This is a genomic window from Hymenobacter chitinivorans DSM 11115 (genome assembly GCF_002797555.1).
Lineage (GTDB): Bacteria > Bacteroidota > Bacteroidia > Cytophagales > Hymenobacteraceae > Hymenobacter > Hymenobacter chitinivorans.
Map to the genome: position 1 here is coordinate 1,982,942 of NZ_PGFA01000001.1, position 23,160 is coordinate 2,006,101.

22 protein-coding genes are annotated in these 23,160 nt (G+C 63.8%); 9 read left to right on the plus strand and 13 right to left on the minus strand.

What is annotated here, in order from left to right:
* Window positions 1-16 precede the first annotated feature (16 nt).
* The 4 genes from CLV45_RS08320 to CLV45_RS08335 all read right to left on the minus strand — a co-directional run bounded on the left by CLV45_RS08320 (window position 17) and on the right by CLV45_RS08335 (window position 3,351).
* Window positions 17-262 carry a DUF4266 domain-containing protein gene (locus CLV45_RS08320; protein WP_211289916.1) on the minus strand — a complete coding sequence of 82 codons (246 nt, stop codon included), beginning with the start codon at window positions 260-262 and terminating at the stop codon, window positions 17-19.
* Window positions 259-1,314 (minus strand): FAD:protein FMN transferase, encoded by a 1,056-nt coding sequence (locus tag CLV45_RS08325; RefSeq protein ID WP_100335901.1) that lies wholly within the window; start codon window positions 1,312-1,314, stop codon window positions 259-261. Before CLV45_RS08325 ends, CLV45_RS08320 begins: the two co-directional genes overlap by 4 nt.
* An 8-nt stretch (window positions 1,315-1,322) precedes the next feature.
* Window positions 1,323-1,808 (minus strand): thioredoxin family protein, encoded by a 486-nt coding sequence (locus CLV45_RS08330; protein WP_100335902.1) that lies wholly within the window; start codon window positions 1,806-1,808, stop codon window positions 1,323-1,325.
* A 196-nt stretch (window positions 1,809-2,004) separates the two neighbouring features.
* Complete coding sequence (locus CLV45_RS08335) at window positions 2,005-3,351, minus strand: M23 family metallopeptidase (protein ID WP_170061830.1); 1,347 nt, start codon at window positions 3,349-3,351, stop codon at window positions 2,005-2,007.
* 906 nt (window positions 3,352-4,257) lie between these two features.
* On the opposite strand from CLV45_RS08335, the gene CLV45_RS08340 reads away from it, so the two are divergent.
* Both CLV45_RS08340 and CLV45_RS08345 read left to right on the plus strand, forming a co-directional pair.
* Window positions 4,258-5,106, plus strand: coding sequence for a hydroxymethylglutaryl-CoA lyase (locus CLV45_RS08340; RefSeq protein ID WP_100335904.1), 849 nt, complete (start codon window positions 4,258-4,260; stop codon window positions 5,104-5,106).
* Window positions 5,107-5,264: 158 nt separating this feature from the next.
* The gene (locus CLV45_RS08345) at window positions 5,265-5,999 is read left to right on the plus strand and encodes a (Fe-S)-binding protein (protein ID WP_100335905.1); all 735 of its coding nucleotides are present in this window, start codon (window positions 5,265-5,267) and stop codon (window positions 5,997-5,999) included.
* Window positions 6,000-6,228: 229 nt separating this feature from the next.
* Here CLV45_RS08345 and dapA read toward each other — a convergent pair whose 3' ends face one another.
* Window positions 6,229-7,098 (minus strand): 4-hydroxy-tetrahydrodipicolinate synthase, encoded by an 870-nt coding sequence (dapA, locus tag CLV45_RS08350; protein WP_100335906.1) that lies wholly within the window; start codon window positions 7,096-7,098, stop codon window positions 6,229-6,231.
* A 132-nt stretch (window positions 7,099-7,230) separates the two neighbouring features.
* On the opposite strand from dapA, the gene CLV45_RS08355 reads away from it, so the two are divergent.
* The 3 genes from CLV45_RS08355 (at window position 7,231) to CLV45_RS08365 (ending at window position 11,086) form a co-directional block, all read left to right on the plus strand.
* Window positions 7,231-8,172, plus strand: coding sequence for a polysaccharide deacetylase family protein (locus CLV45_RS08355; RefSeq protein WP_100335907.1), 942 nt, complete (start codon window positions 7,231-7,233; stop codon window positions 8,170-8,172).
* A gap of 368 nt (window positions 8,173-8,540) precedes the next feature.
* A complete protein-coding gene (locus CLV45_RS08360; protein ID WP_100335908.1) occupies window positions 8,541-9,752 on the plus strand; it encodes a helix-turn-helix domain-containing protein in 1,212 nt (403 codons plus the stop codon).
* Window positions 9,753-9,880: 128 nt separating this feature from the next.
* Window positions 9,881-11,086: an acyltransferase family protein gene (locus CLV45_RS08365; protein WP_100335909.1), complete on the plus strand. Its 1,206-nt coding sequence runs from the start codon at window positions 9,881-9,883 to the stop codon at window positions 11,084-11,086.
* 114 nt (window positions 11,087-11,200) lie between these two features.
* On the opposite strand, the gene CLV45_RS08370 is transcribed toward CLV45_RS08365, so the two are convergent.
* The 6 genes from CLV45_RS08370 to CLV45_RS08395 form a co-directional block, all read right to left on the minus strand.
* Window positions 11,201-11,497: a hypothetical protein gene (locus CLV45_RS08370; protein WP_100335910.1), complete on the minus strand. Its 297-nt coding sequence runs from the start codon at window positions 11,495-11,497 to the stop codon at window positions 11,201-11,203.
* Window positions 11,498-11,502: 5 nt separating this feature from the next.
* Window positions 11,503-11,931: a rhodanese-like domain-containing protein gene (locus CLV45_RS08375; RefSeq protein ID WP_157807370.1), complete on the minus strand. Its 429-nt coding sequence runs from the start codon at window positions 11,929-11,931 to the stop codon at window positions 11,503-11,505.
* 177 nt (window positions 11,932-12,108) lie between these two features.
* On the minus strand, window positions 12,109-14,271 hold the full coding sequence (gene ligA, locus CLV45_RS08380) for an NAD-dependent DNA ligase LigA (RefSeq protein ID WP_100335911.1): 2,163 nt from the start codon (window positions 14,269-14,271) through the stop codon (window positions 12,109-12,111).
* Window positions 14,272-14,331: 60 nt separating this feature from the next.
* Entirely contained in the window at window positions 14,332-14,727 is a 396-nt protein-coding gene (locus CLV45_RS24875; RefSeq protein ID WP_157807371.1) for a hypothetical protein, read from the minus strand.
* A 219-nt stretch (window positions 14,728-14,946) separates the two neighbouring features.
* On the minus strand, window positions 14,947-15,450 hold the full coding sequence (locus tag CLV45_RS08390; protein ID WP_100335913.1) for a DUF4920 domain-containing protein: 504 nt from the start codon (window positions 15,448-15,450) through the stop codon (window positions 14,947-14,949).
* Between the two features lie 61 nt (window positions 15,451-15,511).
* Entirely contained in the window at window positions 15,512-16,342 is an 831-nt protein-coding gene (locus tag CLV45_RS08395) for a TapB family protein (protein ID WP_100335914.1), read from the minus strand.
* A 186-nt stretch (window positions 16,343-16,528) separates the two neighbouring features.
* Between CLV45_RS08395 and CLV45_RS08400 the strand changes: the two genes are divergently transcribed.
* The 3 genes from CLV45_RS08400 (at window position 16,529) to CLV45_RS08410 (ending at window position 17,913) form a co-directional block, all read left to right on the plus strand.
* On the plus strand, window positions 16,529-16,786 hold the full coding sequence (locus CLV45_RS08400) for a hypothetical protein (RefSeq protein ID WP_157807372.1): 258 nt from the start codon (window positions 16,529-16,531) through the stop codon (window positions 16,784-16,786).
* Complete coding sequence (locus CLV45_RS08405) at window positions 16,779-17,129, plus strand: hypothetical protein (protein WP_100335916.1); 351 nt, start codon at window positions 16,779-16,781, stop codon at window positions 17,127-17,129. The genes CLV45_RS08400 and CLV45_RS08405 overlap by 8 nt, the downstream gene beginning before the upstream one ends.
* A gap of 136 nt (window positions 17,130-17,265) precedes the next feature.
* Window positions 17,266-17,913 (plus strand): cytochrome c oxidase subunit 3, encoded by a 648-nt coding sequence (locus CLV45_RS08410; RefSeq protein ID WP_245882781.1) that lies wholly within the window; start codon window positions 17,266-17,268, stop codon window positions 17,911-17,913.
* A gap of 92 nt (window positions 17,914-18,005) precedes the next feature.
* Here CLV45_RS08410 and CLV45_RS08415 read toward each other — a convergent pair whose 3' ends face one another.
* Window positions 18,006-20,204, minus strand: a complete 2,199-nt coding sequence (locus tag CLV45_RS08415) for a gliding motility-associated C-terminal domain-containing protein (protein WP_100335917.1) — start codon at window positions 20,202-20,204, stop codon at window positions 18,006-18,008.
* A gap of 152 nt (window positions 20,205-20,356) precedes the next feature.
* On the opposite strand from CLV45_RS08415, the gene CLV45_RS08420 reads away from it, so the two are divergent.
* On the plus strand, window positions 20,357-22,360 hold the full coding sequence (locus CLV45_RS08420) for a M1 family aminopeptidase (protein ID WP_100335918.1): 2,004 nt from the start codon (window positions 20,357-20,359) through the stop codon (window positions 22,358-22,360).
* Between the two features lie 71 nt (window positions 22,361-22,431).
* Here the strand turns inward: CLV45_RS08420 and CLV45_RS08425 are convergent, their stop codons facing one another.
* Window positions 22,432-23,061: a hypothetical protein gene (locus CLV45_RS08425; protein WP_100335919.1), complete on the minus strand. Its 630-nt coding sequence runs from the start codon at window positions 23,059-23,061 to the stop codon at window positions 22,432-22,434.
* Window positions 23,062-23,160: the final 99 nt, after the last annotated feature.

Below are 23,160 nucleotides of genomic sequence, written 5' to 3' on the forward strand. Positions count from 1 at the left end.
AGTTGAAAACGTCCGGTTAGTTGCAGCCGCAGCCCCCGCCGACCTTGCCGCCGTTGGCTCCGCCGGCCCCTTCGCGGTACGACTCAAAGTTGGTTTCGTAGGTTTCGACGCGCTTGGTGGCCAGCTTCATGTCCTCGTCGTTGAGGTAGACTTTCTGGTAGGCCGCCACCGATACGCAGCCGGGCAGGGCCACCAGCAGGCCAGCCACTACAGCTAGCCGCGCCAGCCGGCCGGGGCGGGGAAATGGGAAAAGTAGCCTCATGGTTTGGGAGCGGAATCAGGAGCCGGCACGGGCTGGCTCGGGTCGTTGTTGCGGTAGTAGTTTAGCTGCAGGCCCTTGGAGGTGAGCGTGCGGTTGTCGTCGGTGATGAGCACGCAGGACACGTCTTTGAGCCGGTTGACAAAGGCCAGGCCGGCCTCGGGACCCAGCACGAACACCACCTCGTCGAGGCAGTCGGCCAGCTCCACGTCGGGGCACAGGATGGTGACCGAGCGCAGGCCGGTGGCCGGGTAGCCGGTGTGGGGGTTGATGATGTGGCCGTAGACCTGGCCCTGCACCGTGAAAAACTGCTCGTAGTTGCCGGCCGTCACCACGGCCATGTCGGTCAGGGATACCCAGGAGGCCACGCTGCCCGGGTGTTTCGGGTCGCCGATGGCTACGCGCCACAGGGAGCCGTCGGCCTGCCGGCCCCAGCAGAGCACGTCGCCGGAGCCGTTGAGCAGGCCGCCTTTAAGCCCCCGGGCTTCCAGCAGCGCTTTAGCCCGCCGCACCCCGTAGCCCTGCAGCACCCCGGCCAGGTTCAGGCGCATGCCGGGCTCGCGCAGCAGCACCGTGCGCCGGGCGGGGTCGAGCAGGATGTTGCGGTAGTTGATGCGGGCCACTGAGGCCTTGACTACGGCCGGGTCGGGCAGGGCGGCGTGGGCCTGCCGGTCAAACTTGTAGATCTTGTCGGCGCTGGCGAAGGTCACGTCGAAGGCCCCGCCGCTGAGCTCGGAGATGCGCAGGGTGCGCTGAATCAGGTCGAACACTTCCTGGTCGACCTGCACCGGCTGCCGGCCGGCCTGGCGGTTGATTTGGGTTATCTGGGAGGTGGAGTCCCAGAACGACATGAGGTGGTCGATGCGGCGCACCTCACTCACGGCCGCCTCCAGGGCCTGCCAGGCCAGCGTGTCGTGGCTAGAAACGACGGTAAACTCGAAGTGGGAGCCCATTAGGTGGGCGCTCTTGGTGAAGTTGCGGACCGGGCGCGGGGCCGCCAGCAGCCCGGCGGGCCACAGTAGCAAGAGCAGAACAGCCTTCCAGCAGCGCGTCATCGGGGCGGTTATTGCTTGGCCAGCAAGGACTGCAAATAGGCGTCGTAGGCCGCCACGCCGCCGGGACGGTAGCCGGTTTTGGCCAGCACCTTGCCCTCCGGCGACAAGAGCACGACCAGCGGGAAGGCACCTTCCTTATTAAGCTGGGCCGCGGCCTGCTCGTTGCGCTGGGTGGCTTCGGCCGGGAGCTTATTCTTTTTGCTGCGCGGAAAGTCGAAGCGGGCCAGCACGAAGCGGTCCTGGGCAAAGCGGGCAAACTCGGGCTGGTCGAACACTTCCTGCTTGAGCATGATGCAGGGCTTGCACCAGTCGGAGCCGGAGAAAACGGCCAGCACGGGCTTGTGGGAAGCTTTGGCCTGTTGCAGGGCCGCCGTCAGGTCGGCACCCCAGGTGGGGCCGGCAGCCGTGGTAGTGGCAGCGGGAGCCTGGGCGTGGGCGGCAGACTGGGCCGCAAGCGCAAGGCTGGCGCTGAAGAGCAGGGTTACTAGACGCATAAGGGCGAGGAGGAAGGAGGAGATTAAAAAAGGATTAATACCCTCGGCTAGTTCCCATACGGGGCGCTACCCGCTGGGTTCCCCGGAAAAAAGAATGGCGCAGCCCCCAACCAAGGAGCCACGCCATGTCTAAATCCAATCACCTGGGCGAAAGATGCGGGGGCTTGCGTGAGGTTTGGGTGAAGTGCCCAGGAAATTATCCCTGCTTGGCGGCCTTGCTTAGCCAGCCAATGCTGCCCGAAGTGCTGCGCACCAGCCGGAAGCCCCGGAACTCGCCCAGCACGGCCACTTGGCTCTGGGCCGGCAGCAGGTCGAGGGGGGCCGCGGCGGCCGTGGGGTAGGCGTAGAGGTCGGCGGTGGCGGCCAGGGCCTCGCGGCGCAGCACGGGCGCGGCGGCGGGCACCACGGCCTCGGCGGCCACGTAGCCGATGCGGCCGTCGGGCTGCTCGACGCGGTACCAACTGGCCTGGCTGCCGAGCACGAATAGGGGCGTGTTACGACTCACGGCGGCCAGGGCACTGCCTTTAGCGGCGGGGCTGCGGCGCAGGTTGGTGGTTTTCTGGCTCACCCGCACCCACTGGCCCAGGCGCTCGGGCTTGGTGCGCGGGGCGGGCGGCAGGGCGTCGGCGTGGCGCACGAAGGGGAAGGGGTCGACGGCCCCGCGGCCGGCCCGGTACACGCCGAAGTGCAGGTGGGGCTGGGTGGTGCGGGCGTTGCCGGTGTTGCCGACCAGCCCCAGCGTGTCGCCGGCTTGTACGAGCTGGCCGGGCTGCACGAGCTGCTTGTCGAGGTGGGCGTAGTAGAGGTGCTGCCCGTGCTGGGCGTCGGCCAGCCAGACTACGTTGCCGCCCAGCTTGGTGACGCCGGTGCGGGTAATGAGGCCCGACACGGCGGCCACGGCGGGCGTACCGCGCCGGGCAAAGATGTCGATGCCCTCGTGGCGGCGGGCGCCCTGGTCGCGGTCGGCGCCCCAGAAGCTGGCCACGGCCACGTCGTTCTTGCCCTTCACCGGAAAGCCCAGCGACGGAGCCCGCTGAATGCGCAGGGTGTAGCGGCCGGCCCGCAGCAGCTCGGGCTGCACCCGCAGCAGGTGCTGCTGGTCGTCGGCGGCGTCGTAGCTAAACGCCAGGGCGGTGGTATCGGCCGAGGCTATGGGGCTGGGCAGGTGGTTGGGGCTAAGCTCGTAGGCGTCCAGAAACACGTGGGCGTCGGTGCCGGGGGCCAGGGTCAGGCTGATGTTGATTCGCTCCCCGGCCCGCACGGTGTAGCGGTAGGCGGCGGCCATGGCGCGGTCGGCCCGAAAGAGGCCGGTTTCCTGGAAGGGCAGGGCTACCACCAGCGAGTCGCGCAGGGCCCGGTCGGCGGCGGCCAGCCAGTCGCGGCCCAGGGCCGTTTCGTCGAGGTGGGCCTGGCGCAGGCGGCGGGCGTAGGCTTCGTGGGGCGTGCTTTTCTGGAACAGGCCCTGCAGGGTTTGCTGCTGGCTACAGGCGGTGGTAAGGAGAACTAGAAACAGGAAGCGGAGCGACAGGCGGATAGCGGGCATCGAACGGAATTGATATACCAGACTAAACCCCAAATGCAGCGGAGTGGTTCGCCTGGCTTCCCAGTGCCTTGGCGCCCTCAGTACGCGCGTACTGAGGGCGCCAAGGCACTGGGAATGCCGTAGTACGCGCGTACCGAGGGTGGCACCGCTCCGGGGAAGCCGTAGTACGCGCGTACCAACCCCTCCCGCGTGTCGGGAAGCCCGTAACACGCGCGTGTTAGGGCCTCCACGGCGCCCGTCAGGCCGTAGCACGTGCGTACTACGGCCTGCGCAGTATCGGGAAGGGCGTAGCACGCACGTCCTAAGGGCTCCACGGTGGCTGGGAGGCCGTGGGACGTACGTCCCATGCCCTCCGCAGTGCCAGGCAGGGCGTAGCACGTACGTCCCACGGCCTCCGCGGTGGCTGGGAGGCCGTGGGACGTACGTCCCATGCCCTCCGCAGTGCCAGGCAGGGCGTAGCACGTACGTCCCACGGCCTCCACGGCCTCCACGGCGTTGGGAAGGGCATGGGACGTACGTCCCATGCCCAATTCGGTAGCAAAACGGGCGTGGGACGTACGTCCCAAGAGCTTCACGGTAGGCGAAGGGGCACTGCGGATATCCTGAGCGGGCCACATGGCGCCTGGAAGGCATGCAGGGAATCCTACATGGCCTTCGCGGTACCTGGGAGGGCATTGCGGGAATCCGCAACGGCCTGCCGGGCGTCTGGGAGCGGGTTCAGGGAATCCGCAACGGGCTTCCCGGCGCCGGGAAGCCCGCTGCGGATTCCCTCAGCGGGCAAAACGGTGGGCGGAAGGCCCTGGCGGATTCCCTGAGCGGGTAAAACCGGGGCTGGGCGAGCTGAACAGAAATCCGCAAGCGGGTAAAAACGGTTTACTTTGCTCATCCACCCAACCTTGCCATCCTATGAAGCTCATCGAATGCCCCCGCGACGCCATGCAGGGCCTGACCGAGTTTATTCCCACCGCCACCAAAATCAGCTACCTCAACACCCTGCTGCGCGTGGGCTTTGATACGCTCGATTTCGGCTCGTTCGTCTCGCCCAAGGCCATACCCCAGCTCCGCGACACGGCCGAGGTGCTGGCCGGCCTCGAGTTGAGCCAGACCACGACCAAGCTGCTGGCCATTGTAGCCAACCTGCGCGGGGCCGAAACGGCCGCCAGCTTCCCCGAAATTCAGTACATCGGCTTCCCGCTGTCGGTGTCCGAAACCTTTCAGCTGCGCAACACCAACAAGACCATTCCCGAGGCGTTGGCCGAGCTCAACGCCATGCAGGACCTGTGCGAAAAGTCGGGCAAAACGCTGGTGACTTACCTTTCCATGGGCTTCGGCAACCCCTACGGCGACCCGTGGAGCCCCGAAACCGTGGCCGACTTCACCCAGCAGCTGGCCGACATGGACGTGCGCGTGGTGGCTCTTTCCGACACCATCGGGGCCTCTACGCCCGCCACCATCGAGCCCCTGTTTCGCCAGCTCATTCCGGCCTTCCCCCGCATCGAGTTTGGGGCCCACCTGCACACCACGCCCGGCACCTGGCGCGAGAAGGTGCAGGCCGCCTACACCGCCGGCTGCCGCCGCTTCGACGGGGCCCTGGGCGGCATCGGGGGCTGCCCCATGGCCGCCGACCAGCTCACGGGCAACATGCCCACGGAAAACCTGGTGGCCTACTTCTCCGAAATCGGGCAGGACACCGGCCTCGACCCCAAAGCCCTAGCCCAGGCCTGGCAGGCGGCCGGCTCGGTGTTTCATTTTTAAGGCTTATGTTGAATCGGTTTTGCCTGTAGAGACGCATATTTGCGTCTCGTCGTTGAACGATACGGTGCCGCGCAAACCCAACAACGGCAGCAACGATTGTCGTTCTGTCACGCGAACTACAAAGTTCGCGCTACTCCTGCCTAACCACACCACACGCCATGCCAACTGCCGTCGACCTGTTTATTCCCTGCTTCGTGGATCAGCTCTTCCCCGACACCGCCATGAACATGGTGAAAGTGCTGGAAAAGCTGGGCTGCGAGGTGCACTACAACAGTAACCAGACCTGCTGCGGCCAACCCGCCTATAACGCCGGCTACAAGGCCGAAAGCTGCTCGGTGGCCACCAAGTTTCTGCGCGACTTTCCCTCCGACACGGGCCGCTACATCGTGAGTCCGTCGGCGTCCTGCGTGGGCATGGTGCGCAATACCTACGCCGAGCTGTTCGAAAACACGCCCGAGCAGGGCCAGTACCACAGCGTGCAGCGCCGCATCTTCGAAATGACCGAGTTTATCGTCGACGTGCTCGGCGTCTCGGCCATCCAGGGCGCCCAGCTGCCGGGCAAGTACACCTACCACGATTCCTGCTCGGCCCTGCGGGAGTGCGGCATCCGGGAGGCCCCGCGCCAGCTCTTGGATGCCGTGCAGGGCCTGGAGCGCCTGGAAATGGCCGAAACCGAAACCTGCTGCGGCTTTGGCGGCACCTTCGCCGTCAAGTTCGAGGCCATTTCGGTAGCAATGGCCGAGCAGAAAGTAGAGCACGCCCTGGCCACCGGCGCCGACTACCTCATCAGCACCGACACGAGCTGCCTCATGCACCTGGACGCCTACATCCGCCGGGAGAAAAAGCCCATCAAAACCCTGCACGTGGCCGACGTGCTGGCTAGTGGGTGGTAGGTCGGAGCCGGTTGTGAGTGAGGAGGCCCGAAGAAATTGCGTGTCCTTGCGAGCAGCGCGAAGCCATCCGTCCGCTGAAATGTGCGACGCCTTCTAAACTGAAAAGCCCTTTCCTGTTAGCAACGGGAAAGGGCTTTCTGGTTAAAGGATGGGACTACCGGCGCAGAGGACGGATTAGCGGCGCTGTCCTTCGGGTGCCACGGCCTTCGGCCGCGCAATGACAGAAAACCTACAGCAGCTTCTGAATCCGCTGCTTCAGGCCTTCACTGGCTTCGAGCAGGGGCAGGCGGGCGGCGGGGGAGCACAGGCCCAGGGCTTCGAGCACGGCCTTGATGCCCACCGGGTTGGCCTCCTCGTACATCAGTGGGTTCAGGGGCAGAAACTCGAAGAGCAGCTTGGTGGCCGCGGCGTAGTCGCCTTGCAGGGCCAGGCGGGTCATGTCGCTCATGCGCTTGGGGTAGGCATTGCCCAGCACGCTGATAACGCCCTCGGCCCCGAAGGAAATCATGGGTGTGGTCAGCATATCGTCGCCGCTGATGAGCATAAAGCCCTCGGGCCGGCGGGCGGCAATGGCCATGCACTGCTCCAGATTGCCGCTGGCTTCCTTGATACCGATGATGTTGGGGTGCTGGGCCAGGCGCAGGGTGGTGTCGGCCGTCAGGTTGGAGCTGGTGCGGCCCGGCACGTTATACAGGATGATGGGCAGGGGGCTGAGGTCGGCCAGGCGCAGGTAGTGCTGGATGATGCCCTGCTGGCTGGGTTTGTTGTAGGCCGGGCTGGCCGAGAGAATGGCGGTGATGCCCGTCAGGTCGGTGGTGCGCAGCAGGGTTTCGAGGCCGGCCGTGTCGTTGCCGCCGATGCCGTACACGAGCGGTACCCGACCGGCCACGTGCTCTTTTACCACGCGCAAGATTTCGGCTTTTTCCTCGGCCGTCGTCGTCGGCGACTCGGCCGTGGTGCCGTTGATAACGAGGTATTCTACGCCGCCGTCGATGTTAAAATCGAGCAGCCGACGCAGGGCGGGGTAGTCGACGGCGTGGTCGGGGGCGGGGGTGAAGGGCGTGATGAGCGCAACGCCCGTGCCGCGAAGTTTGTCCATGCGGGGAATTAGCTGTTGTTTTGTGACTTGGAAGGCCGGCGGCGAAGATACAATGCGCTTGGTCAAGGTCGGCTTCCGGCATTTTCTCCCCAAAAGTACCGGGTCTGGCTTTGTGCCGCCGCAATTCACCGAATGATTTTGTTCCGTACCCCGCTTTTTGTGGCCGCCGCCGCCCTGGCCGCCAGCTCATTTCTCACCGCCTGCGACACCAAGCCCGCCACGGCCTCCGAGGCCGGCAGCCCCACGGCCGAAGCCGTAACGTCGGATTCAGCCGCCACGGCCGCCGCTATGTCGGGCACGGCCGCTACGGCTACCGACGAGGCCAACGCCACCCCGGCGCCCGACCCGAGCAGCATTCCGGCCAATAAAATTGCCGACGCGGCTACCATCACCGCCCGCCCCCAGGTGCCGATTCTGTGCTACCACCAGATTCGCGACTGGCGCGCCAAGGACTCGAAAGGCGCCAAGGACTACATCGTGCCGGTGCAGCAGTTCAAGGACCAGATCAAGATGCTGGCCGACTCGGGCTACCACACCATTCTGCCCGACCAGCTCTACGCCTACCTGACCACGGGCGCCAAGCTGCCGAGCAAGCCCATCATGCTCACCTTCGACGACACCGACCTCGACCAGTTCACCGTGGCGAAGCCCACGCTCGACAAGTACGGCTACAAGGCCGTCTACTTCGTGATGACCGTGAGCCTGGGCCGCCCCAACTACATGAGCAAGGCCCAGGTGAAGCAGCTCTCGGATGAGGGCAACGTCATCGGCTCCCACACCTGGGACCACCACAACGTGAAGAAATACCAGGGCCAGGATTGGGTAACCCAGATTGAGAAGCCCACCAAGACCCTGGAGGAAATTACGGGCAAAGACATCAAGTATTTCGCCTACCCCTTCGGCCTCTGGAACCCCGAAGCCATTCCGCAGCTCAAGCAGCGCGGCATGGTGGCAGCCTTCGTGCTGGCCGAGAAGCGCGACCAGCAGGACCCGCTCTTCACCATTCGCCGCATCATTGCCAGCGGCTACTGGAAGCCCCGGACGCTGCACAACAGCATCGTGCAGAGCTTCTAAGCCACTGGCGCCTGTCGTTGCGAGCATTCTGCGCATAAAGCAGAGACGAAGCAATTCGTCCGCTGCGCAGGCCTAAGTGACCTGTACCCAAAAGCCCTTTATTCCAGCCGGAGTAGAGGGCTTTCTGCTGTACCGCGAAGTTTCACTTCGCGAGACACCCGCGCCGTTGGTACGAGTGTCGGGCAACGACTCGCGAAGTAGAACTTCGCGGTACGGCATATAGGGCTCTCTACGTTTCAAAGGACAAGCTGCTTTGCATCGGCTTTCAGAATCTGTACCGCCGGCAGGAGCAAGTGAATCCGTTACTTTTACCCCGGCAGGCCTACTGGTATAGCGCCCCAGCTCCCAGGTGATGATTACTTTTTTCTATGCAGCCTTTTCTGGATATCTGGTCGGTCTTGATTCTGTTGGGGGCGGGGCAGGGGCTGTTTCTGAGCTGGACGTTCTTTTTCTCGCCCCACGGCCTGCGCCTGCGCAACCGCCTGCTGGGGCTACTCCTGTTTTGCCTGACTCTGCTGGTCATCGAGATTCTGCTCTGCTACTCGGGCTACATCAAGTTTGCGCCCTTCTTCGTGGGCCTCACCGAGCCGCTCACCTTCGTGGCCCCGCCGCTGCTCTACCTCTACGTGCGCAGTCTTACCCAGCCCGCGTTTCGCTGGCAGCCGCGCTACCTATGGCTGTTGGGGCCGGCCGGGCTGCACGCGGTGTACATGCTGCCCTTCTTCGCCCAGACTGATGCCTGGAAGCTGTGCACCGTCGCCAATTCGTTTCACCGGGCCCCGCCGGCAGTTCCGGCCCCGGCGCATGATTTCTGGTGGTTTGCGACCTACGAGCAGTTTTACCCCGTTTTCTACCTGGTGCTGAGCGGCTATCTGCTGCTCTACCTGGGCCTGCAGCTGCGCGTGCTGGTGCCGTACTGGCGCCGGCTGGCGACCCAGCCCAAGGGGGCAACTACCGAGCGGGCCTGGCTCGGCCGTTTGGGGCTGGGCTTTGGGCTGGTGCTGCTCGTGTACGTGGGAGCCACGACCTACTTCCACCGCGCCACCGGCGACGTCAACGATGCCGGCGACGTGTGGCTGGCTTCCCTGATTTCCCTGCTCTTCTACGGCATGAACGGCTGGGCCATTAGTCGCTCCAACCTGCTGACCCAGCCAGTTTCGGAGACAGAAACGGCCGCAGAACCCGCGGAAGCCGCGCGTAGGAAATATGAAAAAACTGCGCTGAGCCCAGAGGTGTCCGCGGAAATACTGGGCCGGCTGCGCACCCTGATGACCACTGCCGAGCCCTACCGCAGCCCCGACTTGTCGTTGGCCGAGCTGGCCGCCCAGCTGCGGGTGCCCGGCTATCAGCTCTCCCAGGTTATCAATGAGCAGTGCCAGCAGAACTTCTTCGACTTCATCAATTCCTACCGCATCGAGGAGGTGAAACGCCAGCTGCTGCGGCCCGAGTTGGCCCACCTCAAGCTGGAGGAAATCGGGTTTGCGGCGGGGTTTAACTCGAAATCGGCCTTCAACGCGGCCTTTAAGAAGCACACCCAGACCACCCCGTCACAATTCCGAAAAACGGCGTTTACGCAGTAGCAGAGGGGATTAGTTAAGAGTGTCGCGTCCGGATTCGTAAGGTAGTACGCCGGGTTTGTGAGGTACGTCGTGTAGTGGCGGCGGCCCGAGTAGGTTTGAGCATCGATTCACCTACACCGCTTGCCGCTATGCTTTCTTCTCCTGCCGCACTAGCCCCGGCCACCCGCCGCTACGACCTCGACTGGCTTCGGGTGCTGGCCTTTGGCCTGCTCATCTTCTACCACACGGGAATGGTTTTCGTGGGCTGGAACTTCCACCTCATGAGCCAGCCCAGCAGCCCCGCCCTGGAGCTGCCCATGGAGTTTCTGAACCAGTGGCGCATGCCGCTGCTATTTGTAATATCCGGGGTCGGTATCAGCTTCGCCCTGCGCCACCGCACCGCGGGCCAGTTTGTGGGTGAGCGGCTGCAGCGGCTCCTGCTGCCCCTGGCGTTTGGGATGGTGGTCGTGGTGGTGCCGCAGGTGTACTACGAGCGGCTGAGCCAGGGCGCCGCGTATGCATCCCTGCTCGATTTTTACCCGCATTACTTCGAAGGGACGTATCCGAAGGGCAACTTCACCTGGAACCACCTCTGGTTTATTGCCTACCTGCTGGTGTTTTCCCTTGTCAGTCTGCCCGTTTTTCTGCTGTTCCGCCAGGCTGCGGGGCAAGCGGTGCTGGCCCGGCTGAGCCAGTGGCTGCAGCGGCCCGGCGCCGTGCTGCTGCTGGCCCTGCCCCTGATTCTGCTGCAGCTGGTGCTGCGCCCGTCCTGGCCCGACCACCGCAACCTGATTTCGGACTGGTTCAACTTCGCCTTCTACCTCACACTGTTTGTCTACGGCTACCTGCTGGGCTCCCTGAACGGTTTCTGGCAGGCCGCCGAGCGGCAGCGCTACTGGTTCCTGGCCCTGGGTCTGCTGGCCTTCAGCTTCTACTACTGGGCCGACGATTATTACTACGCCCAGCTGGGCGGGGCCATCAAGCGCGGGGTACAGGGGCTGAACTGCTGGTGCTGGATTTTAGCTGTGCTGGGCTTTGGGCGGCGCCACCTCAACCGCAACTCGCCCCTGTTACAGGAGGCCAACGAGGCCGTGTACCCGTTCTACATCCTGCACCAAACGGTGCTTATCTGGCTGACTTACTACGTGCTGCCCTGGCCCGCCAGCAACGCCGCCAAGTTTGTGCTGCTCAGCCTGGGGACGTTTGGCGTTACGCTGCTGCTCTACCTGGTAATCCGGCAGTTTGCGCTGCTGCGGGTGCTCTTCGGCCTCAAGCCCCGGAAGCAACGCCGTCAAGCCACAGTGCCAGCACCGTCCGTTGTTCATTCGAATGAGGTAGTGGCCAGCAACGGGTAGCGCTGAAGCGGCTGGGCAATTCAAGACCGGCTTATTGACCTTCGAGAAATAGAATGTTGCTGACGTAAAAAAGCCCAACACCTGCTTTGGTGTTGGGCTTTCTTTGAGTCATGACTAGGCGAAAAAGTCAGCGGGCAGAGCCAGTAGCTCAGCCAGCACCTGGTCCCGGACGGCTTCACTTGCGCAGGCCAACGACAGGGTCCAGTTGTCCAGATGCAGGGTGGCCGCCGAGCCTAGTAAGGTGAAATCGGCGACGTAGCCATCCAGAATGTCGATTAGCGGCGGGAGGGGAAAATGATAAGTGGCCGCTAAGTGAGCCAGCAGACGCTGAAACAAGGCAGTTTCAGCCGGCTCCACTTCGATGCTGGGCCAGTGGTTGCCTAACCATCTGCTGGAAACGAACTGCGCCATGCGGATTACTCCGTTTTCAGGCCCGCGGCTTTCAAGTCCTTGTAGGCCCCGGCGTTGACCAGCTTGCGGAAGCCTTTCTCCTGCATCAGCACGGCGGCTTTGCCGCTGCGGTTGCCGGAGGCGCAGTAGAGCACGTAAGTTTTGGTCGTGTCCAGAGCGGTGAGCTGGGTGGGGAAGTTTGGGTCGCGGAAGTTTAGGTTCTGAGCGCCCCGCAGGTGGCCGGTGCCAAATTCCTCGGGCGTACGCACGTCCAGCACGACCACATTCCGCTTCTTAAGCAGCTTTTGGGTTTCGGCCGGGGGCGTGATGGGGCGGCTGGGGGCCGCGGTAGGAGCGCCTTGCAGGGGCGCGTCGGCGGGGGCGGTTTGGGCAAAGGCCGAGGGGGCCGACAGCAGCGCGCAGAACACGGCGGCCGAAAAGGCGAAGCGGAGCATAAGCAAGAACGTCAAGGCGGGTAGGGGGCCGTGGGCTAAACGGCTGGGGGCCAAAAAAGTGCGCCGCCGCAGGGGGCGGTACAACCGTGAGCCGGGGTGGGAATAGACCGGCTGGCAGAAGGCGCGGTCCGGCTCACGGTTGAGGCCAAAATACCACCGGAACAGTGGTTTCAGGCGCTAAAATAGGGAAGCTTGCCGACCTAAATCGTTTGCAGTGCCCGTGGGGGCCGGAAAAGTCTCGTTGGAAGCCGTTTCCGCGCTGGAATCGGGGTTTTGGGGCGCCAAAATTTCTTCCTCGTCCGCCGTTTGCGTGTCGGTGGGAATCATGGCCAGCAGGTCGGTTTCGGAGATGATGGGCACTTTGAGCTCGGTGGCCTTTTCGCGCTTGGCAGGGCCCATTTTGTCGCCGGCTACGAGGTAGCTGAGCTTCTTGCTGATGGAGCCGGTGATTTTGCCCCCGTTCTGGACGATAAGCTGCTGCAATTCCTCGCGGCTGTGCTGCTCGAAGACGCCCGAGAGCACGAAGGTGAGGCCCGCCAGCCGGTCGCTGACGGCCTTGGGGGCCTCGCCGGTGAGGGCGAGCTGCACGCCGGCCGTGCGCAGGCGTTCTACCAGGGCGCGGTTGGCCTCGTTCTGGCTCCAGGCGGCCAGGGACTCGGCAATGACGCCGCCGACTTCGGGCACGGCGCCCAGCTCGGGGGCGGCGGCCAGCAGGATGGCGTCCATCGAGCGGTAGTGGGCGGCCAGCTTTTCGGCCACGGTTTCGCCCACGTAGCGGATGCCCAGGCCGAAGAGGACCCGGTCGAAGGGGACCTGCTTGCTGGCTTCGATGCCGCTGAGCAGGTTTTGGATGGACTTTTCGCCCAGGCGCTCGAGGCCGGTGAGCTTGTCGGCGGAGAGGTCGTAGATGTCGGCCGGGGTGCGGACCAGGCCCAGGTCGAAGAAGCGGGCCACGGTTTCGGCGCCCAGGCCGTCGATGTTGAGGGCTTTGCGGCTCACGTAATGTTCGAGCTTGGCCTTGAGCTGGGGGGCGCAGCCGGTGTCGTTGGGGCAGCGGAAGTGGGCCTCGCCCTCGGGGCGGATAAGGGGCGTACCGCAGGCGGGGCACTCGGTGGGATATTGGATGGGCTGGCTGCCCTCGGGGCGCTGGGTGAGGTCGACGCCGGTGATTTTGGGAATGATTTCCCCGCCTTTTTCGACGAAGACCATGTCGCCGAGGCGCAGGTCGAGGGCGGCAATCTGGTTGGCGTTGTGGACGGAGGCGCGTTTTACTACGGTGCCGGCCAGGGGAACCGGGGTGAGCATGGCCACGGGCGTGACGGCGCCGGTGCGGCCCACCTGGTACTGAATGCTGTTGAGGCGGGTGCGGGCGGCTTCGGCGGGGTACTTATAGGCAATGGCCCAGCGGGGGCTTTTGGAGGTGAAGCCCAGGGCTTCCTGCTGCTGGAAGTCGTCGACCTTGATGACGATGCCGTCGGTGGCGACGGGCAGCTCAAAGCGCTTCTTTTCCCAGTGGTGGATGAAGTCGAGGACTTCGTCGATGCTGTGGCACTGGCGCCAGGTGTCGGAGACGGGCAGGCCCCAGGCTTTGAGGGCTTCCAGGGAGGCGCTGTGGGTGGGAAACACGCCGCGGACGGGGCTCAGGAAGCTGTAGGCGAAAAAGCGCAGGCGGCGGGCCGCCACCAGGGCCGAGTCCTGGAGCTTGAGGGTGCCGCTGGCCGCGTTGCGGGGGTTGGCCAGCAGGGCCTCGCCGTTTTGTTCGCGCTCCTTGTTGAGGTCGTCGAAGACGGGCAGGGGCATGAAGATTTCGCCGCGCACCTCGAACTCGGCGGGCTGGGCGGGGCCGGCGGGGCGCAGGTGCAGGGGCAGGTTCTTGATGGTGCGCACGTTGTTGGTGACGACGTCGCCGCGGGTACCGTCGCCGCGCGTTACGCCCTGGGTGAGCTGACCCTGTTCGTAGGTGAGGCTCATGGCGACGCCGTCGAACTTCATTTCGCAGACGTAGGTGAATTCGGCCCCTTCCAGGCCGCGGCGCACCCGCTCGTCGAAGTCGCGCAGGTCGGCTTCGGAGTAGGTGTTGCCCAGGCTGAGCATGGGGTACTTGTGCAGGGCGGTGGGAAACTGCTTGGTGATGGTGCCGCCCACGCGCTGGGTGGGGGAGTTGGGCAGGGCCAGCTCGGGGTGCTCTTTTTCGAGCTGCTGGAGCTCAGCCAGCAGCTGGTCGAACTCCTGGTCGGTAACTTCGGAGGTGTCGTGCTGGTAGTATTGGTGGTTGAGGTAGTGCAGCCGCTCGGTGAGGGCGGTGATTTTCTCCTGGATGGCGGTAGTGTTGTCGGGCATGGGGCAAAAGTAACCGAGTTGGCCTGAGTGTACGCAGTTTTAGTTGGTAGTTGTTCGTTGTCAGTTGTCAGGTGGGGCGCGGTTGGGGTGGGAAGCTCCGCCGTCAAGGTAGAAACCTTCGCCTTCATGGTCGGGAGCTTCGCCTTTATGGTCGGAAGCTCCGCTTTCACGGTAGGAAGCTCCGCCTTCATGGTCGGAAGCTCCGCCTTCAGGGTAGAAACCTTCTCCGTCAGGGTTGAAAGCTCCGCCACCGGGGTAGAAGTCTCCGCCTTCAGGGTCGGAAGCTGCCCCGTCGTAGTTGGGAGCTTCTCCGTCAGGGTAGAAACCTTCTCCGTCGGGGTCGGGAGCTTCTCCGCCGGGGTCGAAGGCTGCTCCGTTGAAGTTGGAAGCTTCTCCGCCGGGGTCGAAGGCTGCTCCGTTGGAGTCGGAGGCTGCTCCGTCATGGTAGAAAGCCACTCCGCTGGGGTAGAAACCCTTTCCGTTGGAGTTGGAAGCTTCTCCGTTGAAGTTGGAAGCTGCTCCGTTGGAATTGGAACGTAAAAAGGCAGCTCTTGCGGGCTGCCTTTTGATGGGGAATGCGTAGCGTGAACTGTATAGTTTGCGTGGCTGAATGACAATCGTTGGAACGGCGCGGGGTACGCGAACTACAAAGTTCGCGCTACGACCGGGCTGCTGTTAGTCCTGGACCAGGACGCCGTCGGCTTCGAAGTTGAGCTGCTCCTCGGGCTGGGTGATGGCGGCTACTTCCTTGGCCGACTTGCCGGCGTCTTTGGCGTAGTGCTGCAGGTCCTCGACGGGGACGACTTCGCGGTGGGCCCAGCCGTTGATGACCACGGTTTTGCCGCTGATGTCCTTGGGCACGAAGAAGGCGTAGTCCTTGAAGCGCACCCGCATGGCTTGGCCTTCGGCGGTGGTCATCGTGAGCCAGCAGCCCTTGGCCTGGCAGACCTCGGCGGCCGTGCCCACGAGCTTGACCTGGGCCGAATCCTGCTGGCCCAGCACCTGGCGCAACTCGCTCATGGGCCGGGCACCGGCGGCGGTAAGGGGGGCGCCGTAGGTGTGGCCACCCGGGGCGGCAGTGGCTGGGGCCGCGGCCGCGGCGGTTTCGGGGGTGGAGGCGGAGTGGCAGGCGGCCAGGGAAACCAGGCCGGCGGCCAGGGCGAGCAGCTTGAGCGTCATGGGCGTAGAAACAAAAAGGGGCCGAAGATTCGGCCCCTAAACTAGCAGTTTTCCAGGAAGTTTACTGGCCCTGCCCGCTGTTGACGACGGCCAGGGTGCGGGTTTGGCTGAGCTTGCCCTTCTTGTCGTAGACCTCGGTTTTGACGATGCCCATGGTGGGCGAGTAGTAGTCGACGACCTTATAGGTAGTGCGCAGTACGATGTCCTTGCGGGCCTGGGTGGCGTCTTCGTGCTCCGACTCGACCTTGTAGCAGGAGAAGGTGCCGGCCGGGGTTTGCACCGGCGCCGGGCCGCCGACGACTTTGCGCTTGCGCACCATGCTGCTGACCTTGGCAATATCGACGACCGAGCTGCTGACGGCCACCTGGCTGCCGCCGGCGGGCAGCAGGGAGCCAATCTTGGGCTGGTGGGGCCAGGCCAGGGCCACGGGGGCGTACTCAAACTTCCGGTCCCGGAAGGAGCGGATGCTTTCGGGCTTAAACTCGCTCATGCCGTCGACGAAGCTCGTATCCTGGCGGCAGCTAATGGTCAGGTCCTGCATGTTGAGCAGGCGGCTCTTGCTGTCGTAGAGGCCGCTTTTGAGTAGCACCTTATGGGTTTCGACGGTCTTTTTCTTGTTCATCTCCGCGCTCAGGCTCACGACCCGCATGCGCAATTCGCCGGCGGGCTTGCCGTCGGCCGAGGTCAGGCGGTACACCCGCTCGTTGTTGTCGCTCAGCCCAAAGGGGTGGTGGCAGTCGAGGCCGGTGGCCGGGGCCGGGGTAGCGGCGGGGGCGACGGTGGTGGCGGTGTCGGGGGCGGCTGGGGGAGCTGTCTGGGCCCGGAGCAGGGCCAGGGGCAGCGGGGTCAGGAGCAGAGCGCCGAGCAGGCGCAGGGAGGGAAGAGCAGACATGGCGGGGAAGGTGAACAGTAGGGGCGCAACCTGGGCAACATACGCAGGCAACTTTATTTAGATTTACGCCGGCTAGGGCAAATGGCCTGCCAGGCTGCCGGCGGCCCGGCCGGTGGTGTAACTTGCGCCGCCCGGCTACGTTTGCCGGGTAGCATTTCCTTTTTTCTTCTCAACCCCTTTCCCCTCATGGCTGATTCTTCCCAATCATCCGGCAGCTGGGCCGACACGGCCGCTTCGCTGCTGTCCAAGCTTTCCGGCGGCGTCGAGCTGAACCTGGCCTTCGACCAGATGGAGCTGCAGGTACCCAACCCCCAGAACCCCGGCGGTCCGGCCGCCACCTGGCGTCTGAACGGCTCGTTGCGCATCCGCACCCGCGGCGAAAACCCGGCGGCCGGTGCGGCGGCCCCGCAGTTGCCCGCTTCCAAGTCGGAGCCCCTTGGCTAGTGGCCTCGACATTGAGGCCCGCCTGGTGCTAACGATGGACGGCGACGATATCCAGATTGCCGGCTCGGGCTCCTATTTGATTGTGAATTTGCCCAGCCAGCGCGTGCTCGACAAGCTCACCAGCGGCCCACCCAAGCCACCGGGGGCCAAAAAGGAGAAGCCCAGCGGCGAGAAGGGTGCCGACCCGTTGCAGCAGCTCAACGACCTGGCCCGGCAGCTGGGGCTGATTCTGGATTTGCGGGTGGCCGGCAAAACTTACGTCACCTTCGGGGCGGGCCGCACGGCCAAGATTACGCTCAACGCGGTGCTGGGAAAAATAGGGTCCTTTTTCAAGGGCGGATAGCCAAAATAAGCATGCCCTTCGAATGGTATTTTACGTATCTTGGTAAATAGCCACTAGCACCGCCGGCGAGGTCGAGTACGGAACTTATGGCTCTTGGATTGGTTTCCAGAACATACGCTGCTTGCTCCCTGCCCCGATGATGAATTCCGACAAAGAACGTAAAGATAAAGTAGGTGCCGGCCGCCCCCCGTCGGCCTTTACCCGCATCGAGCGGGTGCCGCCGCTGCTCATGCTCCTCTACCTGGGCCTGCTTGGCATTGGGGTAATGTTCGTCATCCTGGTGGCGGCCTACATCCAGACTCGCCACCAGAGCGGAATGCCGACCGGGGCCCACCCGCTGCCGCGCTATTTCTCCCTGAGCACCATTGTGCTGCTCATCAGTAGCTACACGCTCAGCCAGGCCCAGCGCATCTACCGCTCCGACGACATGCGCAACCTCACGCGCTGCCTGGGCGCCACGCTACTGCTGGGCAGCATCTTTGCCGGCCTGCAGGTGCTGGGCTGGCGGGAGCTGATGACCCAGGGCATCTTCTTCGTGGGAGAAGCCAGCGGCACCTACATCTACCTGATTTCGGCCCTGCACGTGGCCCACCTGCTGGGGGGCATGCTCTTCCTGCTGGCCCTGATGCTGCGCACCATGCACGCTTCCCGGGATGCGGTCCGCTCGTTGGTATTTATCCGGGACCCGTACCGTCACCGCCAGCTGCGGATGCTTAACATTTACTGGCACTTTATCGACGCGCTCTGGGTCGGCTTATTCGGCGTTTTCCTCTTTCTGTACTAAGCCCGTACCGACCGACGCGCATAAAACAGCCCCGGCACCTCATGTGAGGTGCCGGGGCTGTTTTATGCGCGTCGGTCAGGCGTAAGCGGGGCCTACGGCGCAATGGTCACGGTACCCTTGTAGCTTTTGTCGGTGTATTCAATCAGCACGAAATACACCCCGGCCGGCAAGCTACCCCCGTCCCACTTGAAGGTGCGGTTCGTGGTTTGGTACACCAGGTTGCCCCAGCGGCTGAAGATTTTGATGTTGGCCAGCCGCGAGTCGCAGAAGTCGGGGGGCAGGGTTGGAAGCTCGAAGAAGTCGTGCACTCCGTCCTTGTTGGGCGTGAAAATATTGGCCGGCAGGAAATCCGGCACCTCGGGGCGCAGCACTTCAAAGCGCAGCTTGTGACTCGTGGGTACCGGCCGGCAGGTAGTTTCCTGCAGCAGGAAGGTTACCTCGGTGATTTCGCGCTGGGCCACGGTGCAGCTCGGGTCCCACTCAAAGGTGGCGGTGGCTTTGCCGGCGCCGTTACGGGCCGTGAAGCGCATACCGGCCTCGGCCAGGGAAATACCGTTGACCGAAGCAGTTAGCGTCAGTTGGTCGTTGTCGGCGTCGAGGCCTTCGAGCGTGAGCGTGTAGGGCTCCCCCAGGTACCGTTTGATCAGCGGGGCCACATCGGAGGCCGTCAGCGTCGGGGGCGTGTTGGTGTAGTCAATCTGGATGGGCACCACCACCGGCGGGGAGGCCTGCCGCTCGTCGCAGGGCTTGGCGGCGGCCGTAAACTCAAATTCGTACAGAAACTTATCGGTGGGCGGGCAGGGTACGCGCCAGCTAAAGGTGCCGCGGGTGGGGGAGCCGGCCGGGCCCGGCACCAGGGAGGCCCCCAGACTGCCGGGGGTAAAGCCCCGGCCGGTCATTTCCAGCGTTACCGGGTCGGCGTCGGGGTCCTGGCCCGTTACCTGGAAGGTAACCAGGTCGCCGATGCGCACGTGCAGGGGCAGGCCCGGCCCGGCCGTGGTAGCCACCGTGGGCGGGCTATTCGGGTCGGGTACGCCGGTAAAGGCCAGGCGCACCGTGTCGCGCTTGGGCAGGCTGCAGCCGTTGTCGGCCACGATGACGTCGAGCAGATACACCCGGCCTTTGGTGTCTAAGCACTTGGGAAAGCACATTTCCGAAAACAGCGTGTCGGGAGCCCCGGCCGTGCGCACCGTGCCCTGCACCAGGCTAAAGGAAGGCAGGGGGCCGCTAAAATTGACCGGGTGCAGCGACAACGTGAGGCGGGAAGTGGGGTCGGGGTCGGTGAAGCGCAGCCGCAGGCAGCGGCTGCTGCCGGGCACCAGGTGCAGTACGTCCTTGGTGGACTGGTAAGGCTGGTTGCTGCCCGGCAGCAGCACCTTCACCTCGGGCTTGATGTTACGGGGGCAGTCGATGACCTGCAGCTGGAAGTCGCGGCGCACCTCGCTGATTTTTATGCCTTTGCGGTACTCCAGGCATTTAATGCCGAACACGAACAAGCCCACGCTGCTGGGCCGCACCTCCAGCCGGCCGCTAAAGCGGTTTACCGTCAGGGCCGGGTTGCCCGGAATCTGGTTTAGTTCGCTCAGATCCGGCATCCACTGCACGAGCGAGTAGGGTTGGGGGTCGGCCTGGGGAGGCTTGGGCTGGTTGGTGCTGGAGTGCCCGTTGAGGGGCGTGGCCAGCTCATACACCAGGGAGTCGCCGTCGGCATCCTGGCCGCCGAAGTCGTAGTAGAACAGCTCCCCGAGGCAGGCGTAGTCGCTCAGGGGCGGAAAAATCCGGGGCGTGGAATTGATAAATGGCTGCCCGTTGCGCACGACGGCCGGAAACTCCAGGTAGTAGGTCTGGCCCGCGTTGCCGGGGTTGCGAATATTGCGGATGCTGTTGTTGCGGCAGCACCGCTCCACGGCCGCGTAGTAGCCGGCCGGGTTGTTGTAGGTCGTGGCGGCCAGCGTAAGCAGGCTGGAGTACTGAATGCGGCGGGTACCCAAAATGGGCAGGGTGCAGGCAATGTCGGAATACACCACGGCCGTATTCGACACCAGCGGCAGCGTCAGGTTCTGCATGCGCCGGTCGGTGCCCTTTTCGAAGATGCCCACCGACAGGTCCGTATCCAGGGCGCCGGGGTTGCCGTTCACGGCGTCGAAGTACAGGTTCAGGTTTAGGCGGTAGGTGCTGCCCGTCTGATGTTGCAAGTCGAGCTCGCCGCCCACAATATGGGTGGCCCCGGCCGGGGCTGCTAGCCCAAGGAGAAGAAGAATCGAAAAAAAACAAAGTAAAAAACGAGGCATAGGCGCGAAGGCTAAGGGCTTTCGAAAGATACAAAACCTACGGCGGCGGCCCCAGCGTTTCGCCCGGAGTTTGCGCCCCGGTGCGTATCTTAGCTGCACTTATTCCCGGGGCATCCCAGCCCTTGGGGAGGCATCCATTTTACTTGCTTCGCATGCGTCGTATTTTTTACTCCTTGCTGACCAGCGGGCTGCTGGCCGGGGCCGCTCAGGCCCAGATTCCCAGCTACCAGCCCCAGGCGGCCGACCTCAACGGCACTGCGGCCCGTAGTTGCGCCCTGACTCACCAGAAGGCCGCCCTGCGGCAGCCCGCCACCACGGTGGCCCACCGCCAGAAGATGGAGCGCTACGACGTGAAGTACTACAAGCTCAATATTGCCCTGGAAAACAACTCCCGCAATGTGGGGGGCTCCGTGCGCATGCTGGCCCGGGCCGGCGCCCAGAGCCTCGATTCCCTGGCCTTTGAGCTCTACCCCACGCTGACTATCGACTCGGTGGTGGTAAACAAAAAAAAGGTCACCGGCATCCGGCGCGCCCTCGGCGACGTGACCGTGGGCCTGGCCCAGGCGGCCCCCGCCAATGCGCTGTTTGACGCCTACATCTACTACCGCGGCACCGCGCCCAACGGCAACTCGGCCGCCATCGGCAACGCCCTGGACACGGACGTAGATCCGGACTTCGGCACCAGCGTGACCTGGAGCCTGAGTGAGCCGTTCAACGCCTACGAGTGGTGGCCCTGCAAGCAGGTGCTGACCGATAAAGCAGACTCTTCCGACGTCTGGGTCACGACGTCCAATATCAACAAGGTGGGCTCCAACGGGGTTCTGGAGCGCGTCACGCCCCAATCCAACGGCAAGAGCCGCTACGAGTGGAAGTCCCGCTACCCCATCGACTACTACCTGATTTCGGTGGCCGTGGCGCCCTACGTGGAGTACGTCAACTACGCCAACCCCGCCGGCGGCCCCCGGATTCCGATTGTCAACTACCTCTACAACACGGCGGCCCTGAACTACTACCGCACCGAAATTGACCGGACCCCGGGCTTTATCGAGAACTACTCCAATCTGGTCGGCCTTTACCCGTTTGCCAAGGAGAAATACGGGCACTCGATGGGCCCCATCGGCGGCGGCATGGAGCACCAGACCATGACCACCCAGGATGGGTTCAGCTTCACCCTAACGGCCCACGAGCTGTTTCACCAGTGGTTTGGCGACAATGTGACCTGCGCTTCGTGGCAGGATATCTGGCTTAACGAAGGCTTTGCTTCCTACGGGGAGTACCTGTCGCTGAATGCTTTTTCGACCCCTGCCCAGGCCCGCAGCTGGATGGACAACGCCCACGCCACGACCATGCAAAGCGCCGGGGGCAGCGTACTGGTGCTTGACACGACCAACGTCAACCGCATTTTCAGCCCCCGCCTGAGCTATAAGAAAGGCGCGGCCGTGATTCACATGCTGCGCTACCTGCTCAACGACGACGTGAAGTTTTTCCGGGCCCTGCGCACCTACCAGACGCAGTTTGCCGGCAGCACGGCCCGCACCACGGATCTGCAGCGCATCTTTGAGGCCGAAGCCGGCGTGTCGCTGGATACCTTTTTCCGGCAGTGGTACCGCGGGGAAGGCTACCCGACCTTCACCGTCCGCTGGAACCAGGTGGGCACTTCGCTCTACCTTAAGTCCACCGAAACCGTGTCGATGCCGACCGTGACGCCCTTCTTCGACACTGAAGTAGACTACAAAATCAACTATACCAACGGGACCAGCCAGACGGTGCGCCGCCGCCAGAGCCAGGCCGAAACCTCATTCACCCTGCCCGTAGCCGGCACCGTGAGCAGCATTCAAGTAGACCCTGACCAGTGGCTACTCAACGGCAGCGGCTTGGTGAGCCGCGACAACACGCTGGCTACTAAGACGGCCGCGGCGGTGCTCCCCCTGGCCGTGTACCCCAACCCTTGCCGCGAAACCCTGCAGCTGGGCAGCCTGACCATGCGCACGGCCCAGGCCGTGGTAACGGACCTAACCGGCCGCGTGGTACTGCGCCAGACGATAGGGGCCAGCCACACCCAGCTTTCTACCGCCGCCCTGGCCCCGGGCCTCTACCATCTGCAGGTAACCACTCCGGAAGGGGAAGTGTCCCTGGCCCGCTTCGTGCGCGAGTAAAGCCCGCCATTTTCGTGCTAATAAAAAGCCCCGCCGGTTATCCGGCGGGGCTTTTCAGTTGTGGGAGCCACTTATTTATGATACTGTTTGATGAGCTGCTGCACCTCGGGCGGGGCCGGGGGCAGGTTGAATAAGGTGTCCATCAGGGAATCGAACGAAGCGGCGGGGGTGAAAATGGCGTCCTGGTAAGGGTTGGCAACAAAACGGATAAAGCCCGGCTGCCCGTTGATGCTGACCAAATCCACCGTCACGTTGCCGAAGCGCTGGTTGCAGCGGCCCGTGGCGGTGCAGTCGTGGGGCTGGGGCTTGAGAAAGTGCTTCTCGATGCTCTCCGTGTACCGCTCGTGCTTTACCAGGCGCTGGTCCGACACGGCTGCATTGTAGCCCTGGGCAATGAGCTGGTCCCGGATAAAATCGAAGAGGTGGCGGAAGTTGCCGGGCCCGATGCTGGGGTCGTAGAAGAACAGGGCGCCTTGCCGGGCCTCGTCCTTGATGAGCTGCACCCGCAGCTGCTTGGCGCACACGCCAGTTTTTTGGAAGTGGTAGGCTTTAAAAAACGGCCCCATCCAGTTCAGATATACCTGCTGCGCTACCCACTGCTCGTGGGCCCGCTGCTGGGCCGCAGTACGCTTCAGCGGCTGCCAGCTGGTGGGCCCTGCCGGGTGCCGGCCAGAGAATATCTTCTTGAAAAAGGAAAGCAAGGGGAGGGAGTGAGTTTGAGAATGAAACACTGGCGTCCGTAAATAGTTTTTAAGGGACGCGCAGCCCGGGGCGCCAAATCCGGGTCTTTGGTTTTCTAT